Source organism: Wolbachia endosymbiont of Dipetalonema caudispina (genome assembly GCF_013365495.1).
Classification (GTDB): Bacteria; Pseudomonadota; Alphaproteobacteria; order Rickettsiales; family Anaplasmataceae; genus Wolbachia.
Genome location: NZ_CP046580.1, coordinates 165,048 through 185,745, shown reverse-complemented (window position 1 = coordinate 185,745; position 20,698 = coordinate 165,048). Strand labels below are relative to the sequence as shown.

Sequence of the window (20,698 nt, the reverse complement as noted above, 5' to 3'; positions counted from 1 at the left end):
TAATATATCTTCTATCTTATACTTTCAAAGTATTTTAGAATACGCTCTAATCACCTATTTCATAATTGAAGTCGCATTACCTAAATAATAATGATTTTAACTCATAATCATCTTTTGATTTATATGTTCAAAATTCACTACTCACCGTCAAAGAACCTAATCCTAATCAATATTATTCATCTTAATACTCTATCTTAATACATAATTATGGTATATAAATATATGATTAGGTAACTATGAAAATACACTATTGAAAGTAGCATTGCTACTTGTACTATTCTAGCATTTAGATTAACATTAAGTTTTTTATAGTAGAAGAAAATGATGTCAACACCAATAACTGTTGCATATGGCGATGGTATCGGACCAGAGATTATGAAAGCAGTACTGTCTATATTATATGAAGCGCAAGCAAAAATCTCAATAAATACTATTGAAATAGGAAATCTTGTCCATAATAAAAAATGGTCTCATGGAATTTCTCCAAGTGGATGGGAATCTATTAAAAAGACAAAGATGTTGCTTAAGTCTCCAACAACGACTCCCCAGGGTAAAGGACATAAAAGTTTAAATGTTATACTAAGAAAAAATCTTGGACTATACGCAAATATTAGACCGTGTACTTCGTATCACCCTATTATAGAAAACAAATTTAATAAATTTAATATTATTATAATACGTGAAAATGAAGAAGACGTTTATACAGGGATTGAACACAGATTCACTGATGACTCTTACCAATGTACTAAAATTATTACCAGATCAGGCTCAGAAAAAATATGTAAGTATGCTTTTGAATATGCAAAAAAACACAACAGAAAAAAAGTAACTTGCCTAACTAAAAATAACATCATGAAAATGACCGACGGCACTTTTTATGCAGAATTTAATCGTATTGCAAAAAAGTACCAAGATATAGAGGCGGAACATTATATAGTTGACATAGGAATGGCACGTATTATCACAGAACCTGAAAACTTTGATATTATAGTAACTGGAAACTTATATGGCGATATATTATCAGATATAATGGCACAAATTTCAGGTTCTGTAGGATTAGCTGGAAGCAGTAATATAGGTAGTAAATACGCAATGTTTGAAGCAGTTCACGGATCAGCTCCTGATATTGCAGGAAAAAATATTGCTAATCCTTCTGGACTGCTCAATGCTGCAGTGCATATGCTGGTTTATATAAACCAAGTAGATACTGCAAAATTAATTTATAATGCATGGACAAAAACTTTAGAAGATGGAATACACACTGCCGATTTATACAAGGAAGAAAAAAGTAAACAGAAAGTTGGCACAAAAGAATTTGCAGAAGCCGTTATAAGTAATTTAGGAAAAAAGCCTAAAATATTGTCTGAATTTATGATCGGCAATTATTCAAATAATAGCAAAGTAAAGGAGACATGGAATGATTATGGAAAGAGCTATGACATAAAAAAGTTAGTTGGTAGTGATGTAACACTTGCCTGGAATAAATCAGTAGATTTTAATCAATTAGTAAAATTATTTAAATCAAGCAATTTAAAGATTAAAGCAATATACTCAAAAGGACTTGTAGTTTGGCCAGGAAATTTAAAATCTTCTTCAAGCGATCAAGTGATTTGTAGATTTATTGCAAATAATAAAAAAACTACTACAAATAGTGATGTAAATAACTTACTCATTACACTTGAAGAAAACAGCTTTGACGTAGTAAGAATGGATAAGTTATATTTATATGATGGAAAAGAAGGTTTTTTTATTTAATCAAAAATTATTCACATGTCTATGTTCAGCATATGCTATTCAATATAGATAGTATAAATTCATATCAAAGTAATTAATTAGAGAGTGAAAATAGTACTGTTTTATTTAATGTATTGAAAATGATAATTAGATAAGTTATAAGTAATGTTTATTAAGTTTTTGATAGTTTCTATAGAGTAATATAGAAAGTTAGTTCTTATAAAATTTTTTGATAAAAGTTGAACAGGAATAAATTTGATCGAGCTTATAAAGCTTATTATGGGTAAAAAAAAAGCATGTGTAGACTTTTATGGTTATAAGTCTGTTTAAAAGTAAGTGTTGATATTGAATATGATGGTATTCAATAGTATATAAATTTTATTATAGAAAGAGTTTTAAGAAAATTAATTTAAAAAAAGTAATCAAAAGATATTACATCAATTAATATCTATATTATAAGTAAAGACTTTTTATTTAAGTGACTTGAGCAGTATAAAGGTTTACATCAAATAAAAAAAGGCTTTTACAGAATTCAAGTTCAAATCCTAAAAAGGCAATAAAAAATTAAAATGTTAACATAAGTCAAACTCAGTTTATGATGATTTAGCTATACTACTCCTAAAGAAAATTAAAAAATTTAATCAAGAAAAGAATTATTACTAAACTTTATAAAGTAAGAATATTTTTACTCTTTATTCAACTTTAGCTTTTCTATTTAAGCTTTATCAACCACTATTGTATAGATATTGATTGCTATTTTTCATAGTAGAATAATAGCATTAATATTTTTATTGTAAATAATTTCTAGTCTGTTTATAAAAAAGTATAGAAATAGCAAAAATTTTACCGATATTTTCAGTAAAATGAGCTAGTTTTATCTAATTAAAAGGCAAAGTCTTTTTCATATATTCCTTAATTATTTTTCTATTTATTTGCTACAGTAAATTTTACTACTGCGATTAATTCTAGACTACAAGTTTGTTTGGCTCTTTAATATTTTAGCAATGTTAATTAAAGTTACGCTCTCTATTTTTTTAAAGATCTAAGAAATATACATTAAAAAATGTAAAGAAAATTTAAGAATTAAGAAACAGAATCGAGAGAAAAGTGATTTATGATGATATGATTTATAAAAACTATATGTGATTAATACTTCTTATTTATTGAAGGACTTTACGAGTAAAAGTAAATTAGTTGAGAGAAAAACTTTAAAAATATAAATATCTATCTATTTAATATCACTATTTAATAATAGCTTAAACTCTAAGAATTAAGTTTATACTATAAATAGTAGAATATAAAAATTTTAGTTCTATAAATGGATTTAAAAAAAATAGAATTAGTATTTAAAAAATTTAGACAATCAAATCCAATACCTAAAATAGAATTAAATTATACCAATCATTTTACTTTGCTAACTGCGATAGTTTTATCAGCACGAACAACTGATGCAAGTGTTAATAAAGTCACAAAAAAATTATTTAGTATCGCTGATACACCAGAAAAAATGCTAAATCTTGGACAAAATAAAGTAAAAAAATATATAAGCAGTATCGGTTTATATAATTCCAAAGCAAAAAATATAGTTAATCTTAGTAAAAAATTGATTGAACAGTATCATAGTAAAGTTCCTGCAAATTTTAACGACTTGTTATCTTTACCTGGAGTAGGAAGGAAGAGTGCTAATGTATTCTTAAATACTGGGCTTGGTATTCCAACATTAGCAGTTGATACTCACGTGTTCAGAGTAAGCAATAGAATTGGTCTTGTAAAAGAACAAGATTTATTTAAAACAGAGCAATCTCTTTTAAATAAAGTGCCAAAAAAGTACCTATTATATGCTCATCACTGGCTAGTTTTACATGGTAGATATACTTGCAAAGCACAAAACCCTTTGTGCAAAACATGCATAATTTATAATTTATGTGAATTTCATAATAAAAAACGTAGGATCTAGTATTTTTATATTTTACTATTTACAAAATTGTTTTATATTTTAAAATATATCAAGCAAAAAGAGCATTATTTTTTTGTGAAGAAATTAATTTTTGAATCAGAATTGGTATTTTTACTGCTTGAAATGACTATAACTGCTTACCTAAAAGTAAGAAGTTTTTTTATTAAAAACATAATCTTCTAGTAAACACGAAATTAAGTATTAATATAATCCTTTTGCTTACATATATTAAATATAACCAGTGCTTTTACTGTTAAAGTAAGTTCCTAACAAATTTATCAGCAATTTTAATCTAGTTTATTAATATATAAATTTTTTTTATATACTTCTATTAAACTGAGCCCTTTCTTCAATTAAATGACGAAAATGTCTTATTAATCCTTGAATTGGCCAAGCTGCAGCATCACCAAGTGCGCAAATTGTATGTCCTTCTATTTGAGTTGTAAGATTAAGCAACTTATCTATTTCATTAAGACTAATTTTTCCTGTTACCATTCGTTTCATAATTCTCCATATCCACCCAGTACCCTCACGACATGGCGTGCACTGTCCACATGATTCATGCATATAAAAATGTGATAATCTTTCTATTGCAGCTATTACATCAGTTGATTTGTTCATTACTATTACAGCAGCAGTACCAAGTCCTGACCGTACAGCTCTTAATGAGTCAAAATCCATTTCAATAGTGTCACATATAAATTTTGGAATTAATGATACTGAAGATCCACCAGGTATTACAGCAAGTAAATTATCCCAACCCCCTTGAACTCCACCTGCATATTTTTCAATTAATTCACGTAGTGGAATGCCAAGTTCTTCTTCAACATTACAGGGATTATTTACATGCCCTGAAATACTAAAGATCTTAGTACCAGTATTATTTACTTTACCGAGAGATGCAAACCATTCTCCTCCACGACGCAAAATATCTGGAATCATAGCTATGGTTTCAACGTTATTTATTGTAGTTGGACAACCAAAAAGCCCAACTTCTGCAGGAAATGGAGGCTTTATGCGAGGAAATCCTCTTTTTCCTTCGATTGACTCAAGTTGAGCTGTTTCTTCTCCACATATATAAGCTCCCGCACCTCTATGGATAAATACATCAAGATTATAGTCCGATCTACATGCATTTTTTCCGATCAGTCCTTCCTTATAAGCTTCCTTAAGTGATTTTTTTAAAACTAGATATTCATTATAAAACTCACCTCTTATGTAAATATATGCAGTTGATGCATTAATTGCTTTACCAGCCAAGAGAATTCCCTCAAGCAATTTATGTGGTTCATATCTTAATATGTCTCTATCTTTGCATGTACCAGGCTCTGACTCATCTGCATTCACTACTAGATATATCGGTTGTTTTTTTAAAGAATTTTTGAGCATAAAACTCCACTTAAGACCAGTTAAAAAACCTGCACCTCCTCGACCTCTTAAGCCAGATTTTTTTACCTCATCAATAATCTTTTCGGAACCTAAATCTAATAGCTCTTTTGTTTTCTGCCAACTTCCACGCTTTTTCGCATCTTTAAGCAGTGAATTTTCTCTACCATTCAAGTTTGTGAATATTTTGTCCTCTTCCTTTAACATAACTATTTAAAATCTAAAATAAATTAACAAATACTAAAAATTCAACTCTTCATACTCACTATACCTTAAACTTGACAAAATTAGTTATCTTATATTGATTGTTACTGATTATTTAATAATATATTATGTCTATTAAAATTTACAACAAAAATTAACTAGATTTATAAAATTTAATTTAGTTATAAAAATTTTCTTCATTTTTTTAACTTTAGTTAAGTTTGAAAATTTTACAATTTACTGTTTCAGTTTCATACTTAATTAATAAATCTTAATAAAAGAAAAAAGCATCACAAAAAACTCAAAGCAAGCAAAAAATATTACTTCTTCAAAAAAATTACTATACACTAAAAGTAAGTTTTTAGAAAAAAATAAAAGACCTTAGAAAAGATTTCTAGTAGAAACGCTTTTAAAATAGTAAACTCTAATGTATATAGGTAATAATACCTCTATTTAAGAAGTTTAGATAAAAACATATATCTTATTTAGTGTACTGAGAAAAAGGAAACCTTAAAGTATCTTAAAAGTATCTTACTACTTTTATAATTATTTTGCATACTTCACATTATAAGTTAGTTAATATTTCATATTAGTAGTTTAATAGATAAAATAGTTAATATTAAATTTATTATTTGTCATTTTAATGCTATATAACTTAATTTAAAAAATAAAATTACGTTAAGTTGATAATTATAAAAGCACTTTTTAAGTGTTAAAATGATTGATTCGCCTAAATGAACAGAGCGTTATGGTTACTGCATATGAAAAAAATATACTTCAAGACTACTGTCCTAACTTTATTTTAAATTCCTTAGCATATTAACCTGCTTTAAAATTTTTTAACCAATTGCATAATTCGAGAAGTTAAGCCACACACTATAAATACATAATTATTATGAACATCGATACAAGTTTATATATCTTCTAAAATTAATTAAACAAAGAGAAAGATTCATGCTTGTCATGTATTCATTTATTCATTCACAATAAAAATAAATAAGAGCTGATATATAACACACTAATTATCCTTGCTCACTTCATTAAAGAGTAAATTAACTAACGAGTAATTCAAAATTAAGATCAGTCTAATCAATAGATATTTGTTATATAAAAATATTTTATGATCGCTTTTATTATTTTTGCAAAATCTTACTCAAAACCTATTTCTCAGTCACATTTTATATATACGACACCTACAACTTCTGATAATTACTATGTTGTTTTTTTATCTAATAGAAAATAATCTTCCGTAAAATTAAGCTAAAATAATACAAAAAATAATATTAATTAATAAATAAAATTTTATTTTATACCTGTTCTATTTGGACTTTAATTATAGGCCTCTTCAGTAAATATTCATTTAAAATATTAAATATCGAATTCTCAATTTTACTTTTTATCTTTTTTGTCGATTGTAAACTAAATGCTAACTCAACAGATTTTATAATTTTCTGTATAATAGCTGCATCCTCAGTTACTCCAAAAATACCTGGTGTAAATACTTTTGGCTTAGTAAGCAATTTATTCTTTTTGTCAACAATCGCTGTCACTATAATAGCACCTGCATCCCTCATCCTTTTACGCATTTTTATAACACTACTATCTGGATAACGTAGCAACATACCATCAATACCAAAATAATTAACACTGATTGAATCAACCCTTTCTCCGTTCTCTAAGTTGACAATATCGCCTGGTGTGATCATTATTGCTTTTTCCACACCACACTCCTTAGCAAATTTTACATGTGCATGGATGTGAATATACTCACCATGAACAGGAATAGATATTTTCGGTTTTATCAAAGAGTACATCTTTCTTAGCTCTTCTTTTGTTGGATGCCCAGAAGCATGAATATTTTCTGTTTTCTCAGTAATAACTTCCACTCCCATTTCAATGAAAGCATTAAGCATATTATGTGTACGAGTTTCATTTCCAGGAATAATTTTTGATGAAAGAATCATTATATCTCCTTTTTGCATTTTGAATGCATGATGCTTTTTATAAGCAAGTTTTGAAGTTGCTGCTGTTGGTTCACCTTGACAGCCAGTACATATTAATAATAACTTTTCTCTTGGCAAATTTGCTACAGCTTTTGCTTCAAAAAACTGAACAGAATTAATTAAATGCCCACTATCTTGAGCAATTCTGATTATTTTCCATAAGGATCTACCAAGCAAAACTACTTTTCTATTCAATACCTTTGCAGCTTGACTTATTGTTTCAATTCGCGCTACATTGGAAGCAAAAAGCGATACTGCTACTAACTTCTCCGATTGTTTCACTATGTTATAAATATTGTTATAAATTTCACCTTCTGACTCGGGATTATGTTGACTCAATATATTCGTTGAATCACAAATTACTGCAAGTAAATTACCCTTATTACCAATTTCTTTTAAACGATTTACATTAGAAGTTAGTCCAATGACAGGTTTTGGATCAAATTTCCAATCTCCAGTATGGAGTGCACTTCCTATATTAGTGCTAATTAATATTGAATGCGCTTCAGGAATTGAATGAGTCATATTTATAAACTCAACAGTGAAAGGACCTAAATTTATACTACCATTTATATCTACCTTTTTTACTGGTACTATACTTTCCAAGCAAAATTCTTTTAGTTTTTCCCTAAGAAAATTAACTGTAAAACTTGTTGCATATACAGGACATTGTAACTCTTTCCATAAATAAGGCACTGCACCGCAGTGGTCTTCATGTGCATGTGTGATTATTATTCCAAGTAGATCCTTTTTTCTTTGAGCAATAAAACTTACATCAACAACAAGTAACTCAATACCTGGCATAGTTTCGTCAGCAAAACCAATACCAAGATCAATCATAATCCACTTACCTTGGCAATGGTATAGATTAACGTTCATTCCAATTTTGCCCACTCCTCCAAGTGGAAGAAATAGAAATTTATTTTTGTTTACATCCATTAATTTTAAATTATTAAAATGTAAAGATAGCAAAACTTTAATTCTAAATAAAGGAGTTTATTACTCTTGCGTCACTATTATGGCCTTAAGATCTTTTCAATTTTTTAATTTTATTAAAAACTTGTATTCATTTGCAAAATTGATAATATACCTACTAATTTTAAAGGTTATTTCAGTATAGTTAATACCTAACTTTGCTGAGTAGTATTCCAAATAATAAAAACAAATGGTTATATGACAACAACTTTATTAAAAAATAAAAAGGGATTAATAATTGGAATAATAAATAGAAGATCAATAGCTTATGGTATAGCAAAAATCCTTTCAGAGCATGGAGCAGAACTTGCAATTACCTACAAAAACGAAATAGCAAAAAAGAGGCTATCATCGATAGCAGCTGAACTAAATATAAAGTTAGTACTGAGTTGTGATGTGGCAAATGAAGAAACTATAGATGATATTTTTAGAGTAATAAAAAGAAAATGGAGTACCCTTGATTTTTTAGTACATGCGGTTGCCTTTTCTGATAAAAATGAATTAAGTAGCAGATATATCAATACCTCACTAAAGAATTTTCTCAATGCAATGCATATATCATGCTATTCTTTTACTGCTTTAGCTCAAAGAGCCGAAAAAATAATGCCAAACGTTGGTAATCTACTTACTTTGTCCTATTACGGTGCTGAAAAGGTTATACCTAATTACAATGTTATGGGTTTATGTAAAGCAGCACTTGAGGCAAGTGTAAAATATTTAGCATGTGACTTAGGACCACAAAATATTAGAGTCAATGCTATTTCTGCTGGTCCAATCAGAACTTTAGCATCTTCTGGAATAAGTAATTTTTATTTTATATCAAAATGGAATAAAAATAATTCTCCACTAAGACGTAACACTACAATAGAGGACATTGGAAAAGCAGCACTATATTTACTGAGTGATTTAAGTAGCGGCACCACTGGAGAAATTTTACATGTTGATTCGGGGTATAATATAGTAGGAATAAAGTTGACTGATTCACATATAATTTAAATTGAAGCAAGAAAAAAGACCTTTTGAAAACCAGCAATTTAATCTATAATTACCTGTGTAAGTTTTTAAGTCTTTATGCTCAAAAAAATAGCTTGGTATTGCTTTTTTATAGAATTAATCAGAGGTTTTGCCATTACATTAAAATACATGTTTAAGCCAAAGGTTACACTCAGGTATCCCATGGAGAAAGGCCGTCTAAGTCCAAGATTTCGTGGTGAACATGCATTACGTAGGTATTCAAATGGTAAAGAGAGATGTATAGCTTGTAAATTATGTGAAGTAATTTGCCCAGCTCAGGCAATAATTATTGAAGCAGAAGAAAGGGAAGACGGAAGTCGTTGCACCACCCGTTATGATATTGATATGACAAAATGTATATATTGTGGACTTTGTCAAGAAGCATGTCCAGTTGATGCGATTGTTGAAGGACCAAATTTTGAATTTGCAACAGAAACAAGAAAAGAATTAATATATGATAAAGAAAAATTATTACGTAACGGTGAAATTTGGGAAGAAGCAATTAAACTTAGGTTTAAAAAAAATAGATCCTATTTCTAAAATTTATGATAAAAGTCACCCTTTCAGCTAAACAAAAAGTAGAAGAGTATAACAATAAAGTTACTGGTTTTCATACATTAAAACTAGATTCTTTAAAAGAAGCTATTGCTTTAAAGATTAATGGTAAGTTATATGATCTTTCACACAAAATTGAATCTAACACAGAAGTAGAGGTAATACAATTCAGTGATGAAATTGCTTTAGATATCATAAGGCATGATGCTGCTCATATAATGGCTCAAGCAGTAAAAGAGCTTTTTCCTAGTATTCAAGTTATTATTGATTCAACAACCGAAGATGGTTTCTATTATGATTTTGCTACAGATTACACTTTTACTACGAGTGATCTCTTCTTAATAGAAAAAAAAATGAAAAAAATTATAAAAGATAACTATAAATTTATTCGAAAGGTTTGGAGCCGTAAACAAGCAATTGATTTTTTTAACAGTATAGGTGAAAAGTACAAAATTGATATTATTTCTTACATATCAACAAATGAAGATCTCACTATTTATAAACAAGGTAATTTTGTTGACTTATGTCGCGGTCCACACTCTCCCTCAACTGGTAAAGTTAAAGCATTTAAATTGATGAAAGTTGCAGGAGTATATTGGCGTGGTGACTCCAATGGCCCAATGTTACAACGAATATATGGCACCGCATGGAGAAGTCAGAATGAATTAAATACTTATCTTAAACGTTTAGAAGAAGCAGAAAAACGCGACCACCGTAAAATTGCTAGAGACATGGATTTATTTCATATTCAAGAAGAAGCTATTGGACAAGTTTTTTGGCATGAACAGGGATATATTTTATATAATATTCTTGAGTCTTATATGAGAAAAAAATTAGTAGATAATGGTTATTTTGAAGTAAGAACCCCTATTTTGGTAAATAAGGAACTATGGGAAAAATCCGGACATTGGGATAAGTTCCAAGAAAATATGTTTTTTGTTAATAAATTTAAGAATGAAGAGCTAGCAATAAAACCTATGAATTGTCCTTGTCATGTACAGATCTTTAATTCTAGTATTAGAAGTTATCGTGACTTACCTATACGTATGGCAGAGTTTGGTGTATGTCATAGAAATGAAAGCTCAGGTTCATTACATGGACTGATGCGAGTACGTGGCTTTACTCAAGATGATGCACACATTTTTTGTATGGAAGAACAAATCAATTTTGAAACTGTAAAATTTTGTGATCTCCTAAAAGGAGTATACTCAGAACTTGGGTTTAATGAAATCTTTGTAAAATTTTCAGATCGTCCAAACATTAGAGCAGGAGACGATGAAGTATGGAATAAAGCTGAAAAAGCATTGCTAGAGGCTGTTAAAAAAACAGGAATAAATTATAAACTTAACCCCGGTGAAGGTGCATTTTATGGTCCAAAGTTAGAATTTATTCTAAAAGATGCAATAGGTAGAAGCTGGCAGTGTGGAACACTACAAGTCGATTTTATTTTACCAAAACGTCTCGGAGCTTTTTATATAGGAGCGGATGGACAGAAGCACCATCCTGTAATGCTACACAGAGCAATTCTTGGAACTTTTGAGCGTTTTATTGGAGTTTTAATAGAACATTATGCAGGACAATTTCCATTGTGGCTTGCTCCAACACAGCTTGCTATTCTAACAGTTACAAATGAGGCTGATAACTATGCTAAAGAAATTAATGAAGTTTTAAGAAAGCAAGGCGTTAGGGTTAAAATGAATTTAACCAATGAAAAAATTAGTTATAAAATACGCTTGCATAGTACAAATAAGGTTCCTATATTATGGATAATAGGTAAAAATGAAATTGCAAGTAAAACAGTATCAGTGAGGAATTTAGGGTCGAAAAGACAAGAGTCTTTTTCTTATGAAAAGGCTATTGAACTTCTATTAAAAAATATTAATTTAAGCTAAAGGAGTTAGGTTTGCAAATTAAAAAAAATAGAATTAATGAACTTATCACAGCTAAGGAAGTACGCCTAGTTGACCACCATGGCCACATGGTTGGAATTGTAACAATAGAACAAGCCTTAGAAGCTGCACAAAATGTAAGTTTAGATTTAGTGGAAATTGTATCTGATTCAACCCCTCCAGTATGCAAAATTTTAAATTATAGTAAACAAAAGTATAATGCAAAAAAAAAAGCAAGTGAAGCAAAAAAGAAACAAAAAGCATTCACTATAAAAGAAATTAAACTAGGTCCCAATATTAGCAATCATGATTATGAAACAAAATTACGTCAAGTAAGAGATTTTCTCATACATGGACATAAAATCAAAGTGACAATGAAATTTAGAGGTAGAGAACTAATAAATACTGAAATGGGACTAGAAAAGTTAGAACGGTTGATCAAAGATACTGAAGATATCTCAAAAGTAGAATTAGCACCTAAACAAGAAGGTAATCAGTATTTTTTAGCTCTCATTACTAAGTAATAAAATTATCTTCATAAATAAAGAACCGTTTACTATTTTTTTCTTAATTACTAAATATTTTTATTCCATAAAAAACATGGAAACTAGTTAATAAAGATATTAAATATAATTAAAATATAAAGATTATCATTAAAGATTTTACCAGTCAATTTTTTTATCTCTATTTTTAATTTGAAGTATAGATATTAGACTGATTAATGCACACGTAATAAGATAAATACCTGCTGCAAGCTTTGTTTCAGCCTTTTCTATAAGCCACATACATATGGATGGAGAAATACCACCAAAAATTCCTGCAGATATGTTATGAGCTAAACTAAAACCAGTACACCTAATTCTTGTTGGAAATAATTCACAAACAAGAGAATTATATACTCCAAAAGACCCACCTATTGGTATACTTACTGACAAAAAAGTAAGCACTACAACATAATGACTATTACATGATAATAATGGAAGAACTGGCAAACTGATACAAGCTAACGTTATTAATGTAGGAATCATAACATTCTTTCTTCCAATTTTATCAGATAATGCTGCAAGTAATACTGCAGATATTCCAAATGTAATTTCAACCATAATCCTTACTACATTTTTAATATCTATACCTGATAAAATCAGCCCTTTTACAGATATATTATAAAACATAATTGCTGAATAAACAATTGCATTCTGAGCAATACCAAGTCCAATTGCTATGATAAATACTCTTTTATATTTCTGGATCATTTCTAAAAATGGCGAACTAAACAAGCTTTGACTATGCATTTTATATGCTAAGCTTTCCTCCATTATATATCTTATCAAAAAGCCTATTACACCCATAACAGAACAAAAATAGAAAAGTAACCTCCAACCCCAAATTTCGTAATTTTCACCTGTAAATTTTTTGCAAATAGCTATCATTATAAAACATGTAATAGAACCAAGAGCGCCACTAAAAACTTTTATACTACCTAAAAAACCTAGATTTTTTTTATCACTTGAATGCTCTATCAAAAAAGCTGAATTAATGCTTGTTTCTCCACCTGTTGCCATTCCTTGTATTATTCTACAAACCAGAAGCAATATAGGAGAAAATACCCCTATTTCTTTGGCACTAGGTATCACTGCAATTGCAGTAGATGATATCGAAGCTAATATTACAGAAGCCAGCAAAATTTTTCTCCTGCCATATTTATCTCCTATATAGCCAAAGACAAATGCCCCAAGAGGCCTAAATCCAAACCCAATCGCAAAACTGCCAAGAAATTTGATTCTTTTTACATATTCACTTCCTGATAAAAAAAGAACATCACTTATTGTATGTGTTAAAGCTCCAAATAAGGTTAACTCATACCATATGATCATATTGCAAATTATACCTGATAGTATTGCTTTTTGAATATTATTCATGTTTTCTTAGTTTAATCTAGGTACTTCAATCAATAACTCGCAAAAATAATTCACGTAAATGTTTGCTTTGTATCTTAGAGGGAGCACTCATTAAAACATCCTCACCTTGTTGATTCATAGGAAAGCATATTACTTCACGAATACTTGGTTCATCAGCAAGTAACATAACCATCCTATCAATTCCTGGTGCTACCCCACCATGAGGTGGTACTCCAAATCTAAATGCACGCACAAGTGCACTAAACTTTATATCAACTTCTTCCTTACTATAGCCTAAAATAGCAAAAGCTTTATACATAATATCTAATTTGTTATTACGAATCGCTCCGCTTGATAATTCTATTCCATTACAAACAAGATCATATTGGTAAGCAAGAATATATAGTGGATTTTTCTCCTCCAAATCTTTTAAGCCACCATGTGGCATAGAAAATGGATTATGAAAAAAATCAATTTTTTTATTTTTAATGTCATACCCAAAATATGGAAAGTCAATAACCCAGCAGAACTCAAATACATTTTTATCTATAAGACCTAATTCTGATCCTAAAAGGGTGCGTACTTTCCCTGCAATTATTGCTGCTTCATCTTCTTTATCAGAAGCAAAGAAGATACTATCTCCAGGTTTTATATTTGTTATTTCTCTTATATAATTTAGCTTATCACTATCAAAAAATTTGGCAATTGATCCTTTTACGGCGCCATTTTTATTAAAAGTTATATATCCTAGACCTTTAGCACCGAATTCTTTTTTAGCATGCTCTATTATTTTTTTATCAAAAAAACTACGTGACTCTTCTGCCGTTTTAGGAGCAGGAATGGCTCTAACTACCATACCTTGCTCAATATTATTTTTAAAAATATTAAATCTTGAATTACGAAAAATTTCTGTAACATCGCTGATTAACAATGGGTTACGTAGATCTGGTTTATCAGAACCATATTTTAGCATTGCCTCTTTATATGTAATGCGTGGAAAGTTCTTGTTAACTGACTTATGAGAAAATTTGGTAAATACTTTGTATAAGACATTTTCGATCACTTGAAATATTTCTTCCTGAGTTACAAAAGACATTTCAAGATCTAGTTGATAAAATTCCCCAGGAGAACGATCTGACCTTGCATCTTCATCACGGAAACATGGTGCAATTTGAAAATATTTATCAAATCCTGATACCATAAGCAATTGCTTAAAAATCTGTGGAGCTTGCGGTAATGCATAAAACTTACCTGGATTTAATCTGCTAGGAACTAAATAATCACGTGCTCCTTCAGGAGATGAAGCAGTAAGTATAGGAGTTTGAATTTCTAAAAAACCTTGCTCTATCATGAGCTTACGAAGTTCTGTAATCACTTGTGAACGCAAGATTATGTTGTTACGAACTTTTTCTCGCCTTAAATCAAGAAACCGATATTTAAACCTCATATTTTCTGGATACTCTTGTTTTCCAGAAATACTTGCCAATATACCTTTTTCTTCTTTCGCTATTTTTTTATTACAGTGAAACTGAACTTCTGACTCAACACATAAGCTACTAACTATAACCTCTATTTCCCCTGTAGAAATAGAGCTGTTTACTGCACCTTCAATTCTAGCCTTGACTATTCCTGTAACAGTAATTACACTTTCTGATTTTAAATTTAAAATTTCATTAAAAAAATCTTTGTCATTATTAAATATTAGTTGGGTAATTCCATAAAAATCTCTTAAATCAACAAAGATAAGATTACCATGGTTACGTTTATGATGTAACCATCCAGAAAGAATAACCTCTTTTTCTACATCCTCCTTCCTTAGTTCATTGCACGTATGAGTTTTATAGCAATTCATATCTTTTAAAGCAATATTTTAAAAAGTATAGGAATAAACCATGTTACATACAAGTCTATTTACTTAAGTGTCATAATAATTTTTGAAATGAAAAACAACTTCATCTAATATGATTTCTATATTTTTTTCTCATATTATTTTTATATGACTCTTCTATACAAAAAATTGTAGGGTTTATACAGTTAAGGTATAATTATTGAAAACCCTTTAATAATTTAGTATAAAAAATGTCGTTCAAAAAATTTTTAACATATAGTATAATATTACTGTTTACTACAATTTTATTATTTCTTTTTTCTAGAAAAATATATAGAAATAAGGTTAGAAAAATCTTGTTCCCTAAGAAAGTTTTCAAAGAAGAACTTGAAAAAAATAAAAAATATAATGAGCTATATCAAAAAAATAAGCTAAAGGAATTAATAAGACGTCAAGAAATACTACATAAAAAGCAAAAAGATGTACAAGTTTACAAAGAGGCTTCAAAAATAATTGATATAGTAAAACCAGTAGGCAAATGGACAAAAATGATTATAATTGGTAGTGATCTAATACAGCATTTTACACAATTGATAAACAAAAATGGCAAGCAAAAAGGATTTTGGGAACTTTTCATAAAAACCCAGGTTTTAACTCGTGGAAAACACAAAGGAAAAGGTAGATAACCCTATGCTTGAATGTAAATATTTATCTTGTGCTCGCAATAATAAAATTTTATTTAAAAATCTTAGTTTTAAAGCTAAGCCAAAATTAAAAATCTTGATTATTGGCCCAAATGGTAGTGGTAAAACTAGCTTGATAAGAAGTTTATCTGGACTCTTACCGCCCCTATCAGGAAAGATAAAATATTGTGGAAAAGATATATATGATGATCCACAATCTTACATACCATCCATGGTCTATGTAGGACATAAAAACTCTTGTAAGGATAACTTAACTGTTGCTCAAAACATAGAATTTTGGGCAGCGATACGAAATACTAAGGAATTAATTATGGCAGCTATTCATTGTTTACAGTTACAACCTGTACTTAATATTAGATATGATAAGCTTTCTGTAGGTTGGAAAAAAAGAGTTGCCCTTGCTCGTCTTTTGACCGCTAACGCAAATATTTGGCTAATAGACGAGCCATTTTGTAATCTTGATGATACAGCATGTGAATTAGTACTGAGTATAATTTCAGCACGTTCAGAGCAAAATGGTATAATAATTATTACAGGACATAATGTCACAAAACAATTACATGATTTTGTAACAATCAATATATGTAACTATAAATAATTAATCTTGATAAGAAAATACAAAGACTTGAATATTTTATAAAAAGAATTAATGTTTAGGGATTAAAAATATCTACAACTTTATTTTATGCAATTGAAAAAATTAATTAAATCATTTTAAGCACCATTAATATAAACACTTTTTAATAAAATAAGCTCTTTACAGATTTATTTTAAGTTATGTATCCACTAGTATATACTAATTCAGTCAAATCTTATCCTTCACTCTCTACTACTAACTTTCACTCAGAAATATAACCAAAAGTATAAAAATTAGAATACATACTAATAACTTAACAAATGTAATAATTAACTATTAGTACATTTAATTTTATCGATTTTATTACTTTTCTTTTAAAGAAGATATACTTTTATTAGTATTTAACCATAGGAACATTTTTATAATTAATTGCTATAAAAACAGCAAATGCAAAATCTATATTTTTAATTTAAACTAAACAATTAATGTCAAATTACATCTAATAAATTAAAGACATATTATCCTATTCAATTTAATTGACTATTAACAAACATTATATATAAGCAAATTATATTTTTTCTATTAAATTAGAATTTAGTATCCTTACTCTACATCATCAAATCTATATTGTATGTTCTGAATTTTAGTATTCATATAATCATTATTTTTCTGTTTTCATAAAGCTTAATATCTTCTTAGAACAAACTATATTTGTTTCAACATAACACTTTTTATTAGTAGTAAGGCTAAACTAAATAAGATTAATGTTCCTTATTAAAACCTCATCAATAATCCAACTTTAAAAGTATGAGTTTTCAAACTTAACTCTTGTAATCACAATACTACTCAACACCACTAGCATCAATTTTAAAATTGACTAGATTAATACTAATTTTCAATTTTTCTTTTTATTAATAATTAAATTTTTTTATTACATTTTTACTCAATATTTCCTTTTTTCTTAGATCTTTTTAAGTACGTACACTTTAAGTAGTGAGCTCTAAAATAAAAAAAATTAAAGCTATATACTTTCTAGGTATCATAGATAAACAAACACTCACAAAAAAAACAAACAAAAACTGCAAAAATATGTGCACTCTAAACCTTCACTTATCATAAGTACAGCTTAGTATGCAAAATCATATTTATTTTTTAGGAGGTTATTTATATCAGCAAAAACCCATTTATACCAAGAACAATTTTTTTTTGTGCTTTAAAAAAGTAATATATACTTTATTACAAAAATTACTTTTATTAAAATGCAAGACTTTAAAATATTAAAAAACCTAAAAGCAAAAACACTGGAGGCTGAAAAAGGAGGAGGTTTTGATAGGATTAAAAAACAACATGCAAAAGGAAAATTAACTGCTAGAGAACGACTAAGTATATTGCTTGATGAAAATTCATTTGAGGAGTACGATAAATTTGTGAAACATCATGCAATTGATTTTGGCATGCAGAATGTCAATTTTTTAGGTGATGGTGTGATAGTTGGCCATGGCACTATTTATGGCAGGAAGGCTTTTGTCTACTCTCAAGATTTTACTGTCTTTGGCGGATCGTTAGGTGCATCTCATGCAAAAAAAATATGCAAAGTTATAGATATGGCAGTTAGCGCGAAAGTTCCTGTCATTGGGCTAAATGACTCTGGAGGAGCTAGAATTCAAGAAGGAGTGAATTCTCTTGCTGGCTATGGAGAAATTTTTCAAAGAAATGTAAATGCATCAGGAGTTATACCACAAATATCTTTAATCATGGGTCCATGTGCTGGCGGTGCAGTTTATTCTCCAGCATTAACTGATTTCACTTTCATGGTAAAAAATAGTTCATACATGTTTATTACTGGACCAGATATAGTAAAAAAAGTTACATATGAAGATATAAGTCATGAAAATCTTGGGGGAGCAAGAATTCATACAAGTAAAACAGGAGTGGCGGATTTTGCATTTAACAATGATATTGAAATGTTGCTAAAAATACGTGAATTTTTTACTTTTTTACCGGCAAATAATCAAGAGCCTCCCAAAGTGATGTCAACTTATAATGATGTTGATGACATTGATGAATCTTTAAATACTCTAATTCCTTGCAACTCTAATATTCCTTATGATATGTATGAGCTTATTGAGAAAGTATGTGATGAAAGGAAATTCTTTGAATTAAAGCCTGATTTCGCTCGTAACATTATAATTGGCTTTGGCAGAATCAAAGGTAGTACTGTTGGCATTGTTGCAAACCAGCCTATACACCTTGCAGGATGCTTAGATATTAATTCCTCAAGAAAAGCCGCAAGGTTTATAAGATTTTGTGATGCATTTAATATCCCTATTATCACACTCGTTGATGTTCCAGGATTTTTGCCAGGTATAAACCAAGAATATAACAATATAATACAGCATGGAGCAAAACTACTTTATGCCTATGCCGAAGCAACTGTACCAAAGATTAGTTTAGTCACTAGAAAAGCATACGGTGGCGCATACATTGTCATGAATTCTAAACATCTTAGAGGTGATATAAATTATGCTTGGCCAACTGCTGAAATAGCTGTAATGGGCCCTGAAAGTGCAGTTGAAATCATATTTCGACATGCAAAAGATCAACAATCCTTAATTAAGGAATATAAAAAAAAATTTGCTAATCCGTTTTTTGCTGCATTATATGGTTACATTGATAATATAATAATACCAAGCAAAACACGGCATTATCTTTATAAAGCATTAGAGCTACTCAAAAACAAAAAAGTAGAAGGAGTATGGAAAAAGCATGATAATTTACCTCTATAACCTTTTTCTTGATCCCTTTATAAATCACTATACTACCAAATATAGTCATGTGCCGTTACCAAGACTCGAACTTGGGACCTCGTCATTACCAATGGCGTGCTCTGCCACCTGAGCTATAACGGCAAGATTTATATATTATGAATAATATAAGAAAGAAAAAGAAAAAAGAAGAAGAAAAAAAAAGGTTAGCGAAAGCTTTAAAGCAAAATATCCTAAAAAGAAAAAAACAGAGATATATTAAACAAAATAAATCACCTTCAAGATTTATTTAATGAAAATTCTTATAAAGAAGTTCATAATAAATGTATTGAGAATTTTTTTAATGATAAAATTTTACTAAGAACTTAACTTTTAAGGAGGACTTTTGCCAGAACTACCAGAAATAGAGGTAATATCTAATTTTTTACTTAGTAAAATAAAAAATAAGCAGATAAGTAGTGTTATAGTCAATAATTGGAATATGCGTGTACCAGTAACAAAAAACATTGATGATGTACTAAAAAATAAATGCATATGTAATATCAAACGTAAAGGTAAATATATGATTTGGTGTACAAATAACGATGTAGCTGTGATTGTACACCTTGGTATGAGTGGAAAGCTTATATATACTAAAAATGATCAAGGGCAAAATAAACATGATCATGTAAGATTTTTATTTTCTGATAAAACTTCATTAATCTTTAATGATCCAAGAAGATTTGGATTAGTCATTATTTTAAACAAAGAACAAGAAACTAATTTTTTTAAAAATTTTGGAATAGAGCCGCTTACAAATGAATTTAATGGAGACTATTTACATAAGTTGTTGAAGAATAAAAAAGCAAGTATTAAATCAGTATTAATGAATAATAAACTGATAGTTGGTATAGGCAATATATATGCTTCTGAAAGCTTATTTAGAGCGCGTATATCTCCACTCAGAGAAGCATATAATTTGAAGTATGAAGAATGTAAAAAACTTTCTAATGAAATAAAAAATACTTTGAATGATGCAATTATTACAGGCGGCTCGACGTTAAAAAATTATGTACAACCATCAGGCTATATTGGATATTTTCAAAATAGTTTTTATGTATATGGTAAAGTTCAAAAGCCTTGCAAGATTTGTAGTAATATCATAACACTTACACGACAAAATGGTCGTAGCACTTATTTTTGTAAGATATGTCAGAACTAAGTCCTATT

15 protein-coding genes and 1 tRNA gene are annotated in these 20,698 nt (G+C 28.9%); 11 read left to right on the top strand and 5 right to left on the bottom strand.

Annotated features, from left to right (window positions below; all coding sequences use genetic code 11):
* Positions 1-324 precede the first annotated feature (324 nt).
* Both icd and nth read left to right on the top strand, forming a co-directional pair.
* Positions 325-1,755 carry an isocitrate dehydrogenase gene (icd, locus tag GOY14_RS00690; RefSeq protein ID WP_175809337.1) on the top strand — a complete coding sequence of 477 codons (1,431 nt, stop codon included), beginning with the start codon at positions 325-327 and terminating at the stop codon, positions 1,753-1,755.
* 1,297 nt (positions 1,756-3,052) lie between these two features.
* Positions 3,053-3,691: an endonuclease III gene (gene nth / locus GOY14_RS00685; protein ID WP_175809335.1), complete on the top strand. Its 639-nt coding sequence runs from the start codon at positions 3,053-3,055 to the stop codon at positions 3,689-3,691.
* A 318-nt stretch (positions 3,692-4,009) separates the two neighbouring features.
* On the opposite strand, the gene nuoF is transcribed toward nth, so the two are convergent.
* Complete coding sequence (gene nuoF, locus GOY14_RS00680; protein WP_175809334.1) at positions 4,010-5,284, bottom strand: NADH-quinone oxidoreductase subunit NuoF; 1,275 nt, start codon at positions 5,282-5,284, stop codon at positions 4,010-4,012.
* A 1,304-nt stretch (positions 5,285-6,588) separates the two neighbouring features.
* A complete protein-coding gene (locus tag GOY14_RS00675) occupies positions 6,589-8,223 on the bottom strand; it encodes a ribonuclease J (RefSeq protein ID WP_175809332.1) in 1,635 nt (544 codons plus the stop codon).
* A gap of 234 nt (positions 8,224-8,457) precedes the next feature.
* Here GOY14_RS00675 and GOY14_RS00670 point away from each other — a divergent pair, with 234 nt between their 5' ends.
* The 4 genes from GOY14_RS00670 to infC all read left to right on the top strand — a co-directional run bounded on the left by GOY14_RS00670 (position 8,458) and on the right by infC (position 12,241).
* Positions 8,458-9,255: an enoyl-ACP reductase FabI gene (locus tag GOY14_RS00670; protein ID WP_175809330.1), complete on the top strand. Its 798-nt coding sequence runs from the start codon at positions 8,458-8,460 to the stop codon at positions 9,253-9,255.
* 75 nt (positions 9,256-9,330) lie between these two features.
* Complete coding sequence (gene nuoI, locus GOY14_RS00665; RefSeq protein ID WP_175809328.1) at positions 9,331-9,813, top strand: NADH-quinone oxidoreductase subunit NuoI; 483 nt, start codon at positions 9,331-9,333, stop codon at positions 9,811-9,813.
* A gap of 5 nt (positions 9,814-9,818) precedes the next feature.
* Positions 9,819-11,720 (top strand): threonine--tRNA ligase, encoded by a 1,902-nt coding sequence (gene thrS / locus GOY14_RS00660; protein ID WP_175809326.1) that lies wholly within the window; start codon positions 9,819-9,821, stop codon positions 11,718-11,720.
* Positions 11,721-11,731: 11 nt separating this feature from the next.
* Positions 11,732-12,241, top strand: coding sequence for a translation initiation factor IF-3 (infC, locus tag GOY14_RS00655; RefSeq protein WP_175809324.1), 510 nt, complete (start codon positions 11,732-11,734; stop codon positions 12,239-12,241).
* A gap of 138 nt (positions 12,242-12,379) precedes the next feature.
* Here infC and GOY14_RS00650 read toward each other — a convergent pair whose 3' ends face one another.
* Together GOY14_RS00650 and aspS are read right to left on the bottom strand one after the other, a co-directional pair.
* Positions 12,380-13,636, bottom strand: a complete 1,257-nt coding sequence (locus tag GOY14_RS00650; RefSeq protein ID WP_175809322.1) for an MFS transporter — start codon at positions 13,634-13,636, stop codon at positions 12,380-12,382.
* 25 nt (positions 13,637-13,661) lie between these two features.
* Positions 13,662-15,467, bottom strand: coding sequence for an aspartate--tRNA ligase (gene aspS / locus GOY14_RS00645; protein WP_175809320.1), 1,806 nt, complete (start codon positions 15,465-15,467; stop codon positions 13,662-13,664).
* Positions 15,468-15,799: 332 nt separating this feature from the next.
* On the opposite strand from aspS, the gene GOY14_RS00640 reads away from it, so the two are divergent.
* The 3 genes from GOY14_RS00640 (at position 15,800) to GOY14_RS00630 (ending at position 19,510) form a co-directional block, all read left to right on the top strand.
* Positions 15,800-16,129 (top strand): hypothetical protein, encoded by a 330-nt coding sequence (locus tag GOY14_RS00640; protein ID WP_255419695.1) that lies wholly within the window; start codon positions 15,800-15,802, stop codon positions 16,127-16,129.
* A gap of 4 nt (positions 16,130-16,133) precedes the next feature.
* Positions 16,134-16,745, top strand: a complete 612-nt coding sequence (gene ccmA / locus GOY14_RS00635; protein ID WP_175809850.1) for a heme ABC exporter ATP-binding protein CcmA — start codon at positions 16,134-16,136, stop codon at positions 16,743-16,745.
* 1,238 nt (positions 16,746-17,983) lie between these two features.
* A complete protein-coding gene (locus GOY14_RS00630; protein ID WP_175809317.1) occupies positions 17,984-19,510 on the top strand; it encodes an acyl-CoA carboxylase subunit beta in 1,527 nt (508 codons plus the stop codon).
* 50 nt (positions 19,511-19,560) lie between these two features.
* Here GOY14_RS00630 and GOY14_RS00625 read toward each other — a convergent pair.
* Positions 19,561-19,633 (bottom strand) — tRNA-Thr (locus GOY14_RS00625).
* Positions 19,634-19,647: 14 nt separating this feature from the next.
* Here GOY14_RS00625 and GOY14_RS03315 point away from each other — a divergent pair.
* Positions 19,648-19,782: a hypothetical protein gene (locus GOY14_RS03315; protein ID WP_255419694.1), complete on the top strand. Its 135-nt coding sequence runs from the start codon at positions 19,648-19,650 to the stop codon at positions 19,780-19,782.
* Between the two features lie 92 nt (positions 19,783-19,874).
* Positions 19,875-20,690: a bifunctional DNA-formamidopyrimidine glycosylase/DNA-(apurinic or apyrimidinic site) lyase gene (gene mutM, locus GOY14_RS00620; protein ID WP_175809315.1), complete on the top strand. Its 816-nt coding sequence runs from the start codon at positions 19,875-19,877 to the stop codon at positions 20,688-20,690.
* Positions 20,691-20,698: the final 8 nt, after the last annotated feature.

What these genes read in the sequence shown, in the direction of transcription:
- icd (WP_175809337.1), top strand. Translation starts at nt 325, where the DNA reads ATGTCAACACCAATAACTGTTGCATATGGCGATGGTATCGGACCAGAG.
- nth (WP_175809335.1), top strand. Translation starts at nt 3,053, where the DNA reads ATGGATTTAAAAAAAATAGAATTAGTATTTAAAAAATTTAGACAATCA.
- nuoF (WP_175809334.1), bottom strand. Translation starts at nt 5,284, where the DNA reads ATGTTAAAGGAAGAGGACAAAATATTCACAAACTTGAATGGTAGAGAA.
- GOY14_RS00675 (WP_175809332.1), bottom strand. Translation starts at nt 8,223, where the DNA reads ATGGATGTAAACAAAAATAAATTTCTATTTCTTCCACTTGGAGGAGTG.
- GOY14_RS00670 (WP_175809330.1), top strand. Translation starts at nt 8,458, where the DNA reads ATGACAACAACTTTATTAAAAAATAAAAAGGGATTAATAATTGGAATA.
- nuoI (WP_175809328.1), top strand. Translation starts at nt 9,331, where the DNA reads ATGCTCAAAAAAATAGCTTGGTATTGCTTTTTTATAGAATTAATCAGA.
- thrS (WP_175809326.1), top strand. Translation starts at nt 9,819, where the DNA reads ATGATAAAAGTCACCCTTTCAGCTAAACAAAAAGTAGAAGAGTATAAC.
- GOY14_RS00650 (WP_175809322.1), bottom strand. Translation starts at nt 13,636, where the DNA reads ATGAATAATATTCAAAAAGCAATACTATCAGGTATAATTTGCAATATG.
- aspS (WP_175809320.1), bottom strand. Translation starts at nt 15,467, where the DNA reads ATGAATTGCTATAAAACTCATACGTGCAATGAACTAAGGAAGGAGGAT.
- ccmA (WP_175809850.1), top strand. Translation starts at nt 16,134, where the DNA reads ATGCTTGAATGTAAATATTTATCTTGTGCTCGCAATAATAAAATTTTA.
- GOY14_RS00630 (WP_175809317.1), top strand. Translation starts at nt 17,984, where the DNA reads ATGCAAGACTTTAAAATATTAAAAAACCTAAAAGCAAAAACACTGGAG.
- GOY14_RS03315 (WP_255419694.1), top strand. Translation starts at nt 19,648, where the DNA reads ATGAATAATATAAGAAAGAAAAAGAAAAAAGAAGAAGAAAAAAAAAGG.